The sequence below is a fragment of the Bradyrhizobium sp. RT6a genome (assembly GCF_040547675.1).
In the GTDB taxonomy this organism is placed as follows: domain Bacteria; phylum Pseudomonadota; class Alphaproteobacteria; order Rhizobiales; family Xanthobacteraceae; genus Bradyrhizobium.
Genome location: NZ_JBEPQC010000002.1, coordinates 189,649 through 205,202 on the forward strand (window position 1 = coordinate 189,649; position 15,554 = coordinate 205,202).

Annotated in this window: 11 protein-coding genes; 10 read left to right on the top strand and 1 reads right to left on the bottom strand. The window is 60.6% G+C overall.

What is annotated here, in order from left to right:
• Positions 1 to 13: 13 nt before the first annotated feature.
• The 6 genes from ABIC03_RS10695 (at position 14) to ABIC03_RS10720 (ending at position 6,601) form a co-directional block, all read left to right on the top strand.
• Positions 14 to 1,045: a glycosyltransferase family 2 protein gene (locus ABIC03_RS10695; RefSeq protein WP_354057878.1), complete on the top strand. Its 1,032-nt coding sequence runs from the start codon at positions 14 to 16 to the stop codon at positions 1,043 to 1,045.
• Between the two features lie 18 nt (positions 1,046 to 1,063).
• Complete coding sequence (locus ABIC03_RS10700) at positions 1,064 to 1,582, top strand: GtrA family protein (protein WP_354057880.1); 519 nt, start codon at positions 1,064 to 1,066, stop codon at positions 1,580 to 1,582.
• Positions 1,579 to 2,313 (top strand): class I SAM-dependent methyltransferase, encoded by a 735-nt coding sequence (locus tag ABIC03_RS10705; RefSeq protein WP_354057882.1) that lies wholly within the window; start codon positions 1,579 to 1,581, stop codon positions 2,311 to 2,313. The genes ABIC03_RS10700 and ABIC03_RS10705 overlap by 4 nt, the downstream gene beginning before the upstream one ends.
• Positions 2,314 to 2,392: 79 nt before the next feature.
• A complete protein-coding gene (locus tag ABIC03_RS10710; protein WP_354057884.1) occupies positions 2,393 to 3,340 on the top strand; it encodes a Gfo/Idh/MocA family protein in 948 nt (315 codons plus the stop codon).
• A 43-nt stretch (positions 3,341 to 3,383) separates the two neighbouring features.
• The gene (locus tag ABIC03_RS10715) at positions 3,384 to 5,249 is read left to right on the top strand and encodes a hypothetical protein (RefSeq protein WP_354057886.1); all 1,866 of its coding nucleotides are present in this window, start codon (positions 3,384 to 3,386) and stop codon (positions 5,247 to 5,249) included.
• A 26-nt stretch (positions 5,250 to 5,275) separates the two neighbouring features.
• Complete coding sequence (locus ABIC03_RS10720; RefSeq protein ID WP_354057888.1) at positions 5,276 to 6,601, top strand: hypothetical protein; 1,326 nt, start codon at positions 5,276 to 5,278, stop codon at positions 6,599 to 6,601.
• Positions 6,602 to 6,856: 255 nt separating this feature from the next.
• Here the strand turns inward: ABIC03_RS10720 and ABIC03_RS10725 are convergent, their stop codons facing one another.
• Entirely contained in the window at positions 6,857 to 7,699 is an 843-nt protein-coding gene (locus ABIC03_RS10725; protein ID WP_354057890.1) for a hypothetical protein, read from the bottom strand.
• A gap of 1,380 nt (positions 7,700 to 9,079) precedes the next feature.
• Between ABIC03_RS10725 and ABIC03_RS10730 the strand changes: the two genes are divergently transcribed.
• Genes ABIC03_RS10730 through ABIC03_RS10745 form a run of 4 tightly spaced genes read left to right on the top strand, consistent with a single transcriptional unit; the run spans position 9,080 to position 15,509 of the window.
• Positions 9,080 to 10,216: a glycosyltransferase gene (locus ABIC03_RS10730; RefSeq protein ID WP_354057892.1), complete on the top strand. Its 1,137-nt coding sequence runs from the start codon at positions 9,080 to 9,082 to the stop codon at positions 10,214 to 10,216.
• Positions 10,217 to 10,247: 31 nt separating this feature from the next.
• The gene (asnB, locus tag ABIC03_RS10735) at positions 10,248 to 12,290 is read left to right on the top strand and encodes an asparagine synthase (glutamine-hydrolyzing) (protein ID WP_354057894.1); all 2,043 of its coding nucleotides are present in this window, start codon (positions 10,248 to 10,250) and stop codon (positions 12,288 to 12,290) included.
• Positions 12,277 to 14,301 carry a heparinase II/III domain-containing protein gene (locus tag ABIC03_RS10740; RefSeq protein WP_354057896.1) on the top strand — a complete coding sequence of 675 codons (2,025 nt, stop codon included), beginning with the start codon at positions 12,277 to 12,279 and terminating at the stop codon, positions 14,299 to 14,301. Before asnB ends, ABIC03_RS10740 begins: the two co-directional genes overlap by 14 nt.
• The gene (locus ABIC03_RS10745; protein WP_354057898.1) at positions 14,289 to 15,509 is read left to right on the top strand and encodes an oligosaccharide flippase family protein; all 1,221 of its coding nucleotides are present in this window, start codon (positions 14,289 to 14,291) and stop codon (positions 15,507 to 15,509) included. The genes ABIC03_RS10740 and ABIC03_RS10745 overlap by 13 nt, the downstream gene beginning before the upstream one ends.
• Positions 15,510 to 15,554: the final 45 nt, after the last annotated feature.

A 15,554-nucleotide genomic window follows, 5' to 3' on the forward strand; every position in this document is an offset into this window, starting at 1 on the left:
AAGAATGGCTTTGATGGCTGAAACGACGACAGGTGAAAACGCCGAATCCGCGGATGGGAGATCTGAGTCCTCGAGCAGGCCTCTCATTTCGATCATCGTCCCCGTGTTCAATGAAGAAGACAACGTCGACCGGACATATGCGGAGCTGAAGCGGGTTACGGGAGAGCTGAAGGATTATCAGTTCGAGTTTTTGTTTACCGACAACCACTCCACCGATAGCACCTTCAAGAAGCTCTCCAGCATTGCCGCCCTCGATCCGGCCGTGCGGGTCGCCCGCTTTGCAAGAAACTTCGGTTTTCAGCAATCCGTTCTGACAGGCTATCGGCTGGCGCGCGGAGCGGCGGCAATCCAGATCGACGCTGATCTTCAAGACCCGCCATCGATGTTCGCTGCCTTCCTGCAAAAATGGCGCGAAGGGTTTGACGTCGTGGTCGGCGTGCGGCGAAGCCGGAAAGAGAGCTTGCTCCTGCGGCGCGGCAGGCGGGCATATTACCGGTTCATGCGTCGGATTGGCGGGCCTCATCTCATTCCGGATGGCGGCGATTTTCGGCTGATCGACCGATCCGTGATTGAGCGGCTCCGTCCGATTCACGAGCCGCACATGTATCTGCGCGGTCTCATTTCCTCGCTCGCCAGACGCCAGACCGGCATTCCCTTCGATCGCGCCGCGCGGTTGCACAACGAAAGCAAGTTTCGATTTGGAAGCCTGGTGCGCCTTGCCATGGACGGCATCATCGCGCACTCAAGCCTGCCTTTGCGGTTGTCGTTTTATATCGGCCTGGTGATCGCACTGGCTGCCGTCTTGCTCGCGAGTTTTTATCTCATGGTCAGACTGTTTTCTCACCAGATTGTTCCGCCGGGATTTACGACTACACAAATTCTCATCCTGTTCGGAATAGGGTTGAATAGCCTTTTCCTGGGTGTGCTGGGTATCTATGTCGGGCGAATTTACGATCAGGTTCGCATGCGGCCGCCGACGATCATTTCCGATCTGGTCAATTTCAATGAGCAAATCGACAGCGTCGAACGGAATCTGCTCCGATGATCGGCTGGAAAAGAGGCCATGCGACAGATTGATCGCGAGTCTTGGAAGGGCCGGCTGGTGATGACCGATGCGCCCACCTCCGAAACGCGCGCCGGCGGCCTGTTTGCACTGGTGACTTCATCCTCCGTGCGCCTGATCCCGCGCTTTGGCTTGACGGGCGCGACGACCACGCTCGTGTACTTTGTGCTGACAAACGCGTTCGTGCTCTCGTCCGTGATGACGCCAGTCGTCTCATCGGTATGCGCGTACGCCGTATCGGTCGCCATCTCGTACCTGATGCAGAGTCGTTTCACCTTTCGGGTCGATGGCGATTCCCTTGATCAGGTTGCGCGCTTTGTGGTCATGTCCCTCGCGGGGCTCGTGGTTTCCTGGGGCGTGATGGCGCTGACAGTCGACCTGTTGCATTGGCCCTACCTGGCCGGCGCGATCGGCGTTTGCGTGATCATTCCCGTGCTGAATTTCTTCCTGACGCGCGGCTGGGTGTTTGGCACCGGCGGCAGGCGCGAGCGTATTGTTGCGACTGGAGATTCGGAATGAGCGAGCAGAAGATCTCTCATGTGACGCAGGAACAGGTCGCGGCGGATTTTGACAACGTCACCGGCGACTACGAGGAAAAAATCAACTCGGCGCTTGCCTTTGCCGGGCGTGAGCACTCATTCTACATCGACATCAAGCGCGAGCACATCTTGCGGCTCGGCAGAGAGCATTTTCCTGATCTGACAGAGCTGGATGTTCTGGACCTCGGCTGCGGGCTCGGCGCGTATCATCCCGGCCTCGAAGGAAAGTTCCGCGAACTGCACGGCATCGACGTATCGGCGCAGAGCGTCGAGCTTGCAGCGGCGCGGCATCCTTTCGTGCACTATTCGACATTTGACGGAGCCCGGCTGCCTTGTCGCGACGGGCAATTCTCGATCGTGTTCACCGTATGCGTCATGCATCATGTGCCGCCGCCGCAATGGACGGAGTTCGTCGCGGACATGTTTCGCGTCACAAAGGCTGGGGGGCTGGTGCTTGTGTTCGAGCACAATCCCTATAACCCGGCGACCCAGTACATTGTTAGGAGCTGCGACATCGACAAGGACGCGGTGTTGTTGCGGCCCGGGAAGCTGCGGCAAATGTTTGTGGACGCGGGCTTTGCCAAGGTCGAAACGAAGACGATCATTTCAGTGCCGCCGGCCGGCCCGTTTCTCAGCAGCCTCGACTCGTTCTTGGGGCATCTTCCGTTCGGCGCTCAATATTACCTCAGCGGCGTGAAGCCGTCGTCCTGAAGCGGGAGAGACGCATCTGACCGCGATCGCTTCGGAACTGGCTGACTTCTGGCGCGCGGCGGCCCTGCCGGTTCCGCTTGTGATCGTTGGCGGCGGTCGTTGGGGGCGGACTTGGCTTTCGGTCGTCGTCGCCGCGCGCGGTTCTGCGGACGGCATCGTCCTGGCCGCCCGCAGCCGGCCCGACGAGGTGCGCGTATGGGCCGATTCGCGCGCTGAGCTCGCGGGCCTGACGGTCGTGCCGACAGTTGCGGAGGCCATGCTTGTCGATCGGCAGCCGCAAGCGGCGATCATTTCGAGCCGGCCACGCGATCACGTGCGCGACGGAATGGACGCGCTCGGCCATGGTCTGCACGCTCTTGTCGAAAAGCCGCTCGGTGTGGATCCGGAAAGCGGACGGAGGCTTGTGGCGGCGGCCCAACACACGAAGCGCATCCTCGCGGTGGGCACGGAATTCGCCTATCTGCCGGCCTTCCATCAATTGTCCGAGGAACTCGCCGGCGCTAGCGCAGAGATGACGCTGATATGGGATGACGTCGAAAACGAAGTGCGATATGGCGCGACAAAGACCCGGCACGAGGAGACAGGGCTGCTGTACGACTTGTTGCCTCATGCCTTTTCGATCTTCCGGGTCTTTGTCCCTAAGGCCGATCTTCGGATCGGGGCAGCGCAGGAGAGCCCGGATGGCGGTCAAGGATGGATCGAATTCCACGATGATCGGGGAGGGCGCCACGAATTTCGCTGTCACACCAAAGCAAAGGCGCGTCGAAGACTGCTGGATATCCGGACAGAATCCGGTCACGTGTCGGTCGACTTCAGTGGTGTCCACGGGCTGATGACGATCAACGGCCAGCCGCACGCGCTTGATGAGAGCATGTCGGCGATGAACAGCACCTTGCGGCTCGAGCTTGGTGCGTTCTTGTCGCAGATGATGGGCACGGCAGATGCAGTATTTGCGCTGGGGGACGTATTAGGCTTGCTGGCGGCGCAGGAGGACCTGAAACGGACGCTCGCAAAGGCCGGGACATGATCGATTATCCGCTCCACGCGTTGCGATCTATGGATGCCATCAATTGGAAGTCGACGTGACAAAGAACTGTCCAGTGCCTTGCGCCTGGTCGCGGGCTGACTTGCTGGCAGCCGGCCTGGTAGCGACCTTCGTCGGCGTTCTGGGGCTTTGGCCGCACCTGCAATTCGCCAGGGAAATTGGCGAGTTTCGGTATTTTCACGGTGCCTATGACGAGGACACCTATGTTCTGAGCTGGCTGCTGGGAACGCTAAGGTCGACGCGCGCGCTGTCCGGCTTTGCGCTCAGTACCATTTACCGCCTCTGTGCATCCTCATTGGACGCGACGCTGGCCGCATCGGATTTCGTGTTTCCATTCCTGGCGAGCTGCGTCGCCTATTTTGCTGTCGGACAGGTCGTGTCCAGCCGGTCCGCAAGGGTATTGGCGGCATTGCTGCTCGTTTTTTCGAACGATCTGTTTTCGCTGGGCAATCTGATTCTTTGGACGTCGGGTCAGTTCAATATTTCGCGGTTTTCCCAGATCGTAGGGCTGGTTCATCCCAAGCTTGTCCCGTCCTACGAGACGAGCTTCCTCGCCGTCTTCAGGACGCCGGAGCCGCAGGTGAGCTTTGTGGTCATGTTCCTGAGTCTTGGGCTGCTCGCGCGATTCGCCGTCGTCACCGGAATTCGCGAACGAGCAGCTCTTGCGGCAGCGGTCATCACCATATCCCTGCTTCCGATCGGGTACACCTTTGTGACGCTCCCGGTGGCGGCGATTGCCGGCGGATTCCTGCTGGTGCAGGGATATTTCAGGCAGATCTCGGCCATCCCAATTGCAGTCGGTTTGCTGGGGGCCACATTGGTGTCGCTCAGCGCGGTTTATTGGGATCACAATGGCGGTCAGACGACGACGGGCATGCTCACCGGCCTTACCTACCAAACGCGTCTGCCGATCATAACGCCTGCCGTCATCGGCAGTCTCACCTTCGGTATCTGCTTTTGCTTTTGGATGATCTTGAGAGGATGCAGGGAGCCGTTGGCTTTTCTCGCCTTCGGTTGTCTGATCATGCCCCTGCTGTTGAGTAATCAGCAGATCGTAACCGGGGTGATGTTCAGCGCGCGAGATTGGGAACGTACTGTTAGCTATCCGATACTCTTGTTTGGTGTTATCGCGGCTCTTTCCATCATGGCGCCCTCTTACACTACGCGGCTGTCGTTTCCTGCACCAGTGTTATGGATATGTTCGGCTCTCATTGCTGTCGTTGTCGTCCGGGCGGAGAAGACCTCGTTCTCGGCCTGGCGGGCCTACAACATGGAGTCCATCGCCATCGTCCGGGCGTTGGAGGCTGTCGACGCCGATACGGCGAGGCAGGCGAGCCTGGTATTGGATGACGCGGGTATTGCACCGCTGCTGCAGGTCAGAACGAGCAACCACTACAATGTCGTCCTCACTTTCTACCGGGTAGCTATGGACTTCATTCCGAACATGGCGCCAGAGGCTAAGAGCGCCGATCCCAGCCGACACGAGAATGCGCTTTTTGAGCACTGGTTCCGAACCGACGTGAGCCCCGAGATGGCGGAGCAATTGCTGGGCGCAGAAATCCAGCAGCGGGCTGGAGCAAATCTGAGCTATTTGTTCAGCTTTCGCGATGCATGGTATCCGGCAAGCGACAACCGCAAGGTGCGCCAGGCAGAGCTCGAGCAAAGTGTCGGTCCGGTCATCGAACGTTATCAGGGTTATCTCTCGTCGCTTGCACGATGCAAGGTTTTTGAACATCCAGCACTGCTGGTGCGAGCTCGACCACCGCGCGAGATCATGCCTGGGCCGGCAATTGACAATCAGTATGTTGCGGAAGGCAGCGCGGGGGGCGTTATTGCCTACGTCTATCGTCAAACCAGTCTTGAGCCGGCGTGCGGCGCTAGTCATCAATAATGCATTTTGAGCGGAGAGGGGCTGAATTGCGCAAGCTTATTGCACAACTGGACCGCGGACCGATCAAGGTCACGCTGCTTCTGGCGGCTCTGATACTATTTTGCGTTCCAGGGTTTCTCCGTTCCTTGAACACGGCCGGCACGCTCGATCATTCCTGGTACTCTGCTGAGGTATGGGTGAAAAGTGCTGATTGTGCGCGAACAACGAAGGCCATCCTGGCGATTTGTCAAAGGGGTCGTCTCTTGCCTATCGCGGACCTCTCGCCAGGTGACGATCCCGGCCCACCCCTAGTCTTGGATCTCTATGCGGTCGTTAGCGGTGCGGCCGTCACCGAAACTGACGTTTCGAGAGTGAATACTATCTTGAACTATATCGGGATTGTAAGTCTGGCTGGTCTGCTTTTATGCATGCGTTTGCCCAGCCTCTCGTTTCTGGTCCTGATCGTGGGACCCTTGATTGCCAATGAGCATCATGCGCTCGGGCCGCATCCAGGCCACCTAGGTGTCGCCTGTTTGGTCGCATTGCTGCCTTTAGCCGTTCTCGGAGTACCATGCACCGGCCCGTCGCGTGCCAACTGGTCGTTATGGATGATCGCCGGTGTGCTTGGTCTCGCTGGCGGAATGGTTTTCCGCGAGGCGATCGGGCTTATGGGGGTTTTAGCTGCGTTACTTGCCCTTGGTGTCAGTTATTCTTGTTCGCTCATGAAGATGCGATGGGTGGGGCTGGCCCATCTCGTCGTTGCCAGCGCAACAGTTATGACCATCTGGGCGCCATACGCCATACTTCGCGCTCGCGATGCCTTCTTTGATATCGCGCCGTCCGCCCGGATGGAGCAGCACGGGGCATGGCACAATCTGTATATCGGCCTGGGGGCCGTTGAGAATCCCTTCGGAATCGTGTGGAGCGATGACGACGGTGTCCGGGCGGTCAAGGAGGTCAGCCCCGGCACGCTGTATCTGTCGGCCGAATATTATTCGATACTAAAGCGGAGGTATTTCGAGATTGTCCTTCACCATCCGATCGAAGTGATCACGATCTATCTGAAGAAGGTGATGAAGGCGCTCACCGCCTACAAGATGATCTACCTTCTCATCGTCGTTTCTGGCGCTTTCGCCTGGGCGCGGCTTTCACTTGTACGCTACTCTGCAGGCTGGTCGTCCTATGATGCGGTATTCAGCGTGAGTGCCGCGTTTGTTGTCACCTTTCTCGGGCAGGCGGCTCTTTTTCACTACACCGATGTCTATCTTTTCCCGGTGAAGATCTTTCTAGTCTTGCTGTTTGGTGTCATTGTCGAGATCCTTCTCGCCCTGGCAAGAGCCGGCAGGTTCGAGCCGGCCGGCCGGCGAGCCTAGACCATTACGAAGGTTCTTCCCGCTTGAACGATTTCGTCACGGCGCATCGAGCTTGGGCGCGACCGGGCCTCAGGGTTCTGCCGGACCTTCGAACAGCGTTCGCTGGGTCAAGTACCAGAGCAGGAATAGAAGCCAGAGGCCGTGGGTCAGTATCACAGTCGAGAGTGGGACGTTTGTGATAACCTGTGGCACGATGGGATATGAGGATAAAGCGCTCCGACAGGCCTGCAGATAGCCGGTTGCCGAAACCGATGATCAGCCCGCAGACGAACGTCGTGAGGGGGCTGCCCAAAGGCCGACGGATGCGATGCCCTCCGTGGCAAACAAAGGAAAGCATTGAGGAAACCTAGCGGGTAGGTGCTGTTCATCTCGACGGAAATCTGCTGTTTCAGTGCGCAGCTTACGAACGGCTTCAGGAGCCACATCTGGCAGAAGTGGGTCAGCTCGTGCTGAGCGAAGTACTCGTTGTAGACATCCATTGCTACCGAGGGAACGCTGAGCATTCTGGCATTTACGATGCCGAAGAAGAGCCTCATCGGCTCGCCGATTGTGATGATGAGAAGCACGCCGGCGAGAGCCGGCAAAAACAGGGACAGGATCGTTGCGATCCGTCCGAGGAATATCGAAAGCAACGTCATGAAAAGCAGCCAAGCCCGCGTGAACAGCGCGATCTTGGTGAACGTGCTCGGATAAAATGAGATCGCGATGGCGAGCATCCGCCGCCATCCAGTATCGACGCCGGAGGGCAAAGCACGCATAGGCGAACGGAATCAGCACTGCCGTGGTCGATGCGATGGCGTAGTTCAGCGCAATCGGAAACTGCAGCTCGGCGCGATTTCGGTAGATGTCGTCGATCGCGACGACGCGGAAGCCGTATGTGGCCGCTGCTATCGACGTTCCAAGACAGAATGCAACGATGACGTAGAGGACGCGTTCGAAGCTTCGCTCCAAGATCTCGAATAGGCGCCCGATCCGGAGAGTGGTGAGAAGAGCAGGCAGGAGGAAGGTCAGGCAGGACAAGTCGGCGGAGATGCCTGCGGCGACATGGTCGTACTGAAGCTTCGAGAAGGAGTTCAGCCAGAGAAAGCCAGCAACCATGGTGAACAGGTAGAATCCGCAGAGATAACCGAAGCTGAAGCGGGTAAAAACGAAGAGCGGAGGCAGAAGCTCACGGTCGCCGCTATCGCGTTTGCGAGTCCCGCCGGGTCGTACATCACATATTCCGAACGATAGAACGGAAATGAAATGTGAAGTGAGGCGGCGCAGACTACGACATGAAGACAGATCAGAAGCCCGAGCAGTAGCGGCCGCTGTCGGACTCGATCGAGCAGGCCGGCAAGCCCGCGATGCACTGAACTGACGGACTCGGCCATTACTCCCAATCTCACTCTAACAACCCCCAAACAACCTATCCTGAGAGCTACGGAAGTTCAACGCGTGCGGCGGTTGAGGTGGTTTGCTGAAGACCTCGTCAGCAGCCGCGCAAAGTCACCGGTCCTTTGTCGCGATCGCGGTCAGGATCTGCCGAACAGCGCGGCCTGGTGCACTGGCATCGACGTGCGTCACGATATCAAGGCAACGGCGGGGCAGCTCAATTGCCTGGCGTCCGGTTGTTCGCACGATGGCTTGATGAGTCGTTCCACCAACACGAGCGATGGCGCGAGAGAGTGCGTCTCGGCGACCAAGGGGGATGACAAGCACGTAAACCGTATCGGCGGCGCTTTAGCGGGGGTGCGGGGTCTTGGAGCCCCGGTAAAATGACGGGAACTGAATGGCTTGGGCCTGCGGCGGGCGAGCCTCGCGGGGGGCTCCTGGACGCTGGTCTTGACGCGTTATTGCTAGTATAGCCTGACCCAGATGTCCAACCCGTCCGCGAAACTAATGCGTCCTGACCTTTCCACAAGACCCAAGCTGATCGTCATGAGCTTCCATCCTGTGACGAGATCGTTTGCCGATCGAATCACAGAGGTCTGCGGACCGGTGGACAGCTACTATGACGCGGCGAACCTGCGCAAATTGTCGCCCGTCGCGGCGCTTCGGAAGCTGCGCAGTCTCCGTGCCGATAAGCTGGTCATCGCGCTGGAAAGCGAGGTTTCCACGGCGCTGATTGCACCGCTCTCGATCGCGGCTGCATTGACCCGGGTCGGCTCACTTGCGGTTGTCTGGCCCGATTTGCGGGTCGAAGCGCTCGGGCGGCTTGGCGGGCTGCAGAACTTGCTGCAGCTCTGCGTCGATACGCTATCGTCCCGCCGTGCTCTTGTCCGCCGTTTGCGGGAGGGAGAGGCGATGAGACGGTTGCCGATGCCCCGCCAGATTCCTCCCAGCGGCGGCGCGCGCATTCTCTATCTCGATGCCAACATCTCGCTTGGCGCGGCCGTCGGTGGCTCGGTCGGTCACACGGCGGGCGTCATCGGCGGATTTCTCGACAACGCCTTCGAGGTGGATTACGCAAGTCTCAAGTCGCTGCCCACGGATCGCGTGGGCGCGCGCTGGCTGAAGTTGCAGCCTGATGGGCTGCTTGCGATGCCGGCAGAGCTGAATTTCTATCCATATGCGGAGGCGATCGAGAAAAGGATCGTTCCGCTGCACAGCTCCAATCCATGGTCGTTCATCTATCAGCGATTTTCTCTGCACGATTTCACCGGGCCTCATCTGGGGCGCCGCTTGAACGTGCCGGTCGTCGTCGAATTCAACGGATCCGAGGCCTGGGCGTCCGCGAATTGGGGAACGCGGCTCCGCCTGCATGGGGCCGCTGAGAAAGCAGAAGCAGTCGCGCTGGAGGCTGCGGATTTGATCGTCACCGTTTCGGACGAGTTGGGGGAGGAGCTGAAGCGGAGAGGAATTCCCGATAGCCGGATTCTCGTCTATCCCAACTGCGTCGATCCGGCCGCTTTTGATTCCACGAGATTCTCGACGGACGATCTCGCCGATCTGAAGCGGCAGCATGATATCCCGAAAGATGCGCTGGTCGCCGGGTTCATCGGAACGTTCGGGCAGTGGCATGGCATCGAATTTCTCGCCGAATGCATCAGTGACCTCGCGCGCAACGAGGCCGCCTGGCTTGAGCGGAGCAAGTTGTATTTCATGCTGGTGGGCGACGGTCTGAAGATGCCCGAGGTGCGTCGGCTGGTCGGACCGCCCGAGGTCGCACGCTTTGTCACGCTGACGGGACTGGTGGCGCAATCGGAAGCCCCCAGATATCTGGCCTGCGCGGACCTGCTGCTCTCGCCGCACGTGCCGAACGCGGACGGCTCCGGATTTTTTGGGTCGCCGACCAAATTGTTCGAGTATATGGCGATGGAGAAGCCGATCGTCGCATCGGCGCTCGGCCAGATCGAGGATGTCATCGCCGGACGCGGTGCCACGCGGCTGGGGGCCTTACCGCCGGGGGCGGGAGCGCCTTGCGGATTCCTTTACGAGCCGGGCAACGCCCAGGCCTTCAAGGACACGTTGCGGCGGGTCGTGGATGACATGCCGGCGGCCACCGGGGTGGCGAAGGCGGCCCGCGCCGAGGTCCTGAATCGCTATACCTGGAAGCGGCATGTCGATGCTATCCTCGCCGCAATGGCCCGTAACGGGTTGCTCGTGCGCCGGCCGGATCGCGATGCGGCATGATCTCGTCTCCGAACCAAGGGGATTGTTCTGAATGTGCGGAATAGTGGGTTTGCTATCTTACGGCGACGCCGGCAGGGTCGATCGTAATGTCCTGGATCGCATGCGCGACGCCATGGCGCATCGCGGGCCGGACGGCGGAGACGGCTGGGTTTCCGACGACCGCAGAATCGGGCTCGGCCACCGCCGTCTCTCAATCGTCGACCTCAACGTCGCAGCGACGCAGCCGATGCGCAACGAGGACGGCGCCGTCATCATCACCTTCAACGGTGAGATCTACAATCACGCCAAGCTCAGGCCCGAGCTCGTCGCCCGTGGGCACAAGTTCCGTACCGATCATAGCGACACCGAGGTGCTGGTGCACGGCTACGAGGAGTGGGGCCTCGACGGCCTCCTCGAGCGGATCGAGGGCGATTACGCGTTCGGGATCTGGGACGAGCGAAAGGGGCTGCTATCGCTCGCGCGAGACCGCGTCGGCGTCAAGCCGCTCTATTTCGCCCGGATCAAGGGATGCTTCGCCTTCGCCTCGGAGATGAAGGCGCTGGTCGAGCATCCCGACTTCGTGCGGGAGATCGACACCGCGGCGATGTATCATTACCTGTCGTTCCTGACGACGCCAGCGCCGCTGACGATGATGCGCGGCATCTACAAGCTGCCGGCCGGATGCAGCATGACGATCGATCGTTCCGGCAAGGCGACGGTCTCGCGATACTGGGACGCGGTGCCCGGACGCGGCATCGACCCGGGCGAGACCGCCAATCTTTCGGAGGCGGCGCTCGAGGAGTTCTACGTCAGCGGCATTCGCGACCGGCTCCGCGCCAGCGTGGAAAAGCGGATGATGTCGGACGTGCCGATGGGCGTCTTCCTGTCGGGCGGCGTCGATTCATCGACCAACGTGGCGCTGATGAGCGAATTCTCCAGCCGCCCCGTGGAGACCTTCACGATCGGGTTCAGCGATTACAGGCATCTGAACGAATACGAGCAGGCCAATCAGGTCGCACGGCAGTTCGGCACCAATCATCATGAGATTGGGATCAGCAAGAAGGACATGATCAACTACCTGCCGCAGATGCTGCACTCGCAAGACGAGCCGATCGCCGACTGGGTGTGCATCCCGCTCTATTTCGTCTCCAAGCTCGCGCACGACAACGGCATGAAAGTGGTCCAGGTCGGCGAAGGCTCGGACGAGCAGTTCTGCGGCTATTCAGGCTACATGACGTACCTAAAAATGTATCACAAATACTGGGCGCCGTTCCGCAAGTATCTGCCGCAGCCGGCGCAGCGCCTTGCGGCGGGCACCGCCAGTCTGCTTTCGGGGATTCATCCAAAGCTACCGGTCTATGCTGACGTCATCGATCGCGCAGCCCGAAGCCGCGAGCATTTCTGGTCCGGCGCGATGGTGTTCCCCGATCTGATGAAGAGGCAGCTCGTTGACTCCGCCTCCATCGCGGCCGCCAACGACGATCACGCGGACGCGACGGGGTTGCTCGATCCCGAATATCTCAAGCTCGACAGCTTCAATATCGTCCGCAGCTTCATGGATCCCTTGGACGCCAAGTTCCCCAGCCTTGATCCGCTGACGCGCATGATCCACAGCGAGTTCAGGCTGCGCTTGCCCGAGCTGCTGCTGATGCGGGTCGACAAGATCGGCATGTCGGAGTCGCTGGAAGCGCGCGTCCCCTTCCTCGACCACAAGCTCGTCGAGTTTTCGATGGACATTCCCGAGGAATGGAAGACCAAGGGCGGCGAGCCGAAATATCTTCTGAAGAAGGCCGTCGAGGGCCTGATCCCCGACAACATCATCTACCGCAAGAAGATGGGCTTCGGCGCGCCGATGAGTGACTGGATGCGCAGCGATTTCGGCCGTGCGGTCCGGACGTCGGTGTTCTCTTCGGGGTTGATGCGGCGCGGCTTCCTGAATGCCTCTTATATCGAGAAGCTGTTCGACTGGCACTTCACGGGGCGGACCGATACCAGCCTGTATATCTGGGCGATCTACAATTTGACCGCCTGGTATGATTTGTGGATCGATCGGAAGGCGGTCGATACATCGCAGTTGTCCGATGCGGTTGCTTGACGCGGCGCGCCGCGCCAGGAGAATTCTCGGCAAATCTCCGACCTACGTTGCCAGCCGCGCCTGGCAGGAGGGGGAGCGCGAGCTCGACCGCTGGCTTGCGCCGATGCGGGAGCGAAGCCTCTCGCGCGGGCGGCTGCTTGCGATGGCGCGGGCCTCCTCCATCGATGAATTGTGGACACGGCTGCGCCAGCGCCCCTATCCGGCCTGGAAATCGGCGATGGATCCCGCGGCCCTCGACCGCGTCGAGCCTGGCGAGAGCGCGCGGATTCGAGACGCCGCACGCCTTGCTTGCGCACGAACGGTCGACCTGCTCGGGACCGGGCCGGTCGCGCTCGGCAGGCCGATCGACTGGGCCCGCGATTACCGGGTGGGGATGGGGTGGCCGGGAGGCTTCGCGCGATCGATCGATTACGTGAACCGCGAGCGTCCCAGCGACGTCAAGGTGCCCTGGGAGATTTCGCGGCTGCAATGGCTGATCCCGGCGGGACAGGCCTACCTGCTGGACGCTGACGAGCAATATGCCATCGCCGCGCGCGATATCCTGCAGGAGTGGATGGACGGCAATCCGCTCGGCTACACCGTGAACTGGTCCTGCACGATGGAAGCCGCGATGCGGCTTTTTACTTGGACTTGGCTGTTTCATGTCTTCGCGAACAGCCCCTCGTGGTGCGACGAGGACTTTCGCGCGAAGTTTCTGGCCTGCCTTTACCTCCATGGCGACTTCACGCTCAGGCACATCGAGAAAGCCGATGTCAACGGCAACCACTACACCGCGGATCTTGCAGGCCTGGTGATGGCCGGCCATTTTTTCGGCGACGTTGGGAATGCCGGTTGTTGGCAGGAGGCCGGCTGGCGAGGGCTGCAAGAGGAAATCGAAAAACAGGTCTTCCCCGACGGGGTCGATTTCGAGGCGTCGGTGCCCTATCACCGGCTGGTCTGCGAGCTCTTCCTGTGGCCGGCACTGTTCCGCAAGGCATGCGGCGCCAGCCTGTCGGACAGTTACGTCCAGCGGTTGCGCGCGATGGCGCGATTTGCCGCCGCCTATTCGCGTCGCGACGGCACCAGCCCTTTGTGGGGCGATGCCGACGACGCAAGAGCCCTGCCATTTGGTGGGCAGAAACTCGGCGACCATCGCTATCTGGTCAGCCTGATCGCGCTCGCATTCGGTGATAACGATCTGGCGGCGCAAGCGGAGGGGCCTCGCTCCGAACTCGTCTGGGTGGTCGGGCCCGAACTGGCCGCATCATTCGCGCCAACCGCTCGCTCGCCTGCGTCGTCGATAGCCTTCCCGCTAGGCGGTGCCTATGTGATGCGCGCCGGGAATCATCACGTATTCATCGATTGCGGCCCGGTCGGCCTCGCCGGCCGCGGCGGCCACGGACACAATGATGCGCTGTCGTTCGAAGCCTGGCTCGCCGGCGCGCCAGTCGTCATCGACCGCGGCTCGTTCGTCTACACGGCCTCGTTCGAGAAGCGAAACGAGTTTCGTTCGACCTCGTCCCACAATACGCCGGGGATCGGCGGTGCGGAGATGAACCGCTTCGATCCCGGCAATCTCTGGAACCTCCAGGACGATGCGCAAGCCGAATGCACGACCTGGCGGACCAGCGAAGAGCAGGACCTGTTTGCGGGCAGGCACCGGGGCTACCGGCGCCTCGGCGTCGACGTTGGGCGCGAAATCAGCCTGGACAGGCGATCGGGCCGGCTCGAGATCGTCGATACCTTCAATGGCCAGGGCGAGCACCAGATCGTTGTACCCTTGCATTTGGCGCCTTCCGTCAGTGTCGAGCGCAGCGGCGCTGCGGTCCGCCTCGCTTCAGCGGGACGCCTGTTCTCCCTGTCGGCATCCGATGACGGCTGGGAACTGACGATCGAGCCCACGTCGATCTCTCCGAGCTACGGCGTTGTCGAGCCGTCCCAACGGCTGGTGTGGCGGAAGCAGGGAGCCTTGCCGGCGAGGCTGGTGATAGCGATCAAGCCAGACGGGAATGATATCTCGTGCTCTCCCTGATCCATACATACGCCGAAATGCTGCTGGCGCGGGGCCTCGCCATTCTCGGCTCCTTCGGCGTGGCGATCATGACCGCGCGCATGCTCGGTCCCGTCGAGCGCGGGCGCTATTACTACATCGTGACGCTTGCCGCGATTGCACTTCAGATAGCCTCCCTCGGCATCCAGTCGAGCAACACCTACCTGATTGCGCGGACACCGGCGCTGCTCGCGCAGATCATGGCCAACTCGCTGTGGCTTGCGGTCCTTGCCGGTGTTGCCGCTGCCGCGGGCGTCATCGCATTCGATCTTGCGACCGGCGGTCCCGAGCAGAGCTTCATGTGCGTCGCCATCCTAATGGCTCTGACACCGTCGCTGCTCCTTTTCCTTTACCTGTCCAATATCGCGGTTGCTCTTAATCGGCCCAGGACCTTCAACGGTCTGATCATTCTCAACGGCGTCGCTGCCGTCGGAGCGGCGCTGTCTGCCTCCTGGCTTGCTCCGCAACTCGGAGGATTTCTCGTTGCGGCGGTCGTCGCCTCGTTCGTCGCCTGTGTCGTCGCCTGGGCTGTTCTGGCGAAGGGCGTCGACATTCCGCGCCGCTTCGACCTCGGGCTGTTTCGGGACGGTATCGCATTTGCGCTGCGGGCTCATGTCGCGACTCTGCTGGGATTCGTCATGGGCCGCATGAGCGTCATGGTGCTCAGGCACTTCGGCGAGTTTGCGGATATCGGTTACTGGTCGATCGCGGCGCAGATCGCCGACGCGTTGTTGGTCCTGCCCTCGACGATCGGCCTTCTGCTGTTTCCCGCGCTCGTGCGCGCGAAAGGTCCGGCGCGCAGGTACCAGTACAAGGTCGCGTTGCTACAAATCACCTTACTGATGGCGTTGGCCTGCACGGCCTGCGCCTTGCTGGCGAGCGCGATGGTCACGATCGTTTTTGGGAACGCGTACGAGCCGGCCGTGGCCATCATTCTCGCGCTGCTTCCCGGTGTATTCTTCATCGGCGTCGCCTCCGCAGCCTCCCAGTTTCTGTCGGCGAGCGGATTTCCCTGGTCGCAGGTCGTGGCCTGGCTCTGCGGGGCCACTCTGCAAGTCGTGCTCTCGGTTGCGCTGTTCGGACAGTTTGGTACCGTTGGTCTGGCGTGGATTCAGAGCACAAGCGCTGGATTTGTCTGTGTCTGGCTGCTTCTCAACAGCTTCAGGTCCGGCCTTTCCGCCGATCTCTGACGCAATGATTTGACGCGGGGTACCTCGCCGCATTCCAGTCTTCCG

Excerpts from the sequence above, each read along its gene's own strand:
- ABIC03_RS10695 (WP_354057878.1), top strand. The coding sequence starts at position 14 with ATGGCTGAAACGACGACAGGTGAAAACGCCGAATCCGCGGATGGGAGA.
- ABIC03_RS10700 (WP_354057880.1), top strand. The coding sequence starts at position 1,064 with ATGCGACAGATTGATCGCGAGTCTTGGAAGGGCCGGCTGGTGATGACC.
- ABIC03_RS10705 (WP_354057882.1), top strand. The coding sequence starts at position 1,579 with ATGAGCGAGCAGAAGATCTCTCATGTGACGCAGGAACAGGTCGCGGCG.
- ABIC03_RS10725 (WP_354057890.1), bottom strand. The coding sequence starts at position 7,699 with ATGGTTGCTGGCTTTCTCTGGCTGAACTCCTTCTCGAAGCTTCAGTAC.
- asnB (WP_354057894.1), top strand. The coding sequence starts at position 10,248 with ATGTGCGGAATAGTGGGTTTGCTATCTTACGGCGACGCCGGCAGGGTC.
- ABIC03_RS10740 (WP_354057896.1), top strand. The coding sequence starts at position 12,277 with ATGCGGTTGCTTGACGCGGCGCGCCGCGCCAGGAGAATTCTCGGCAAA.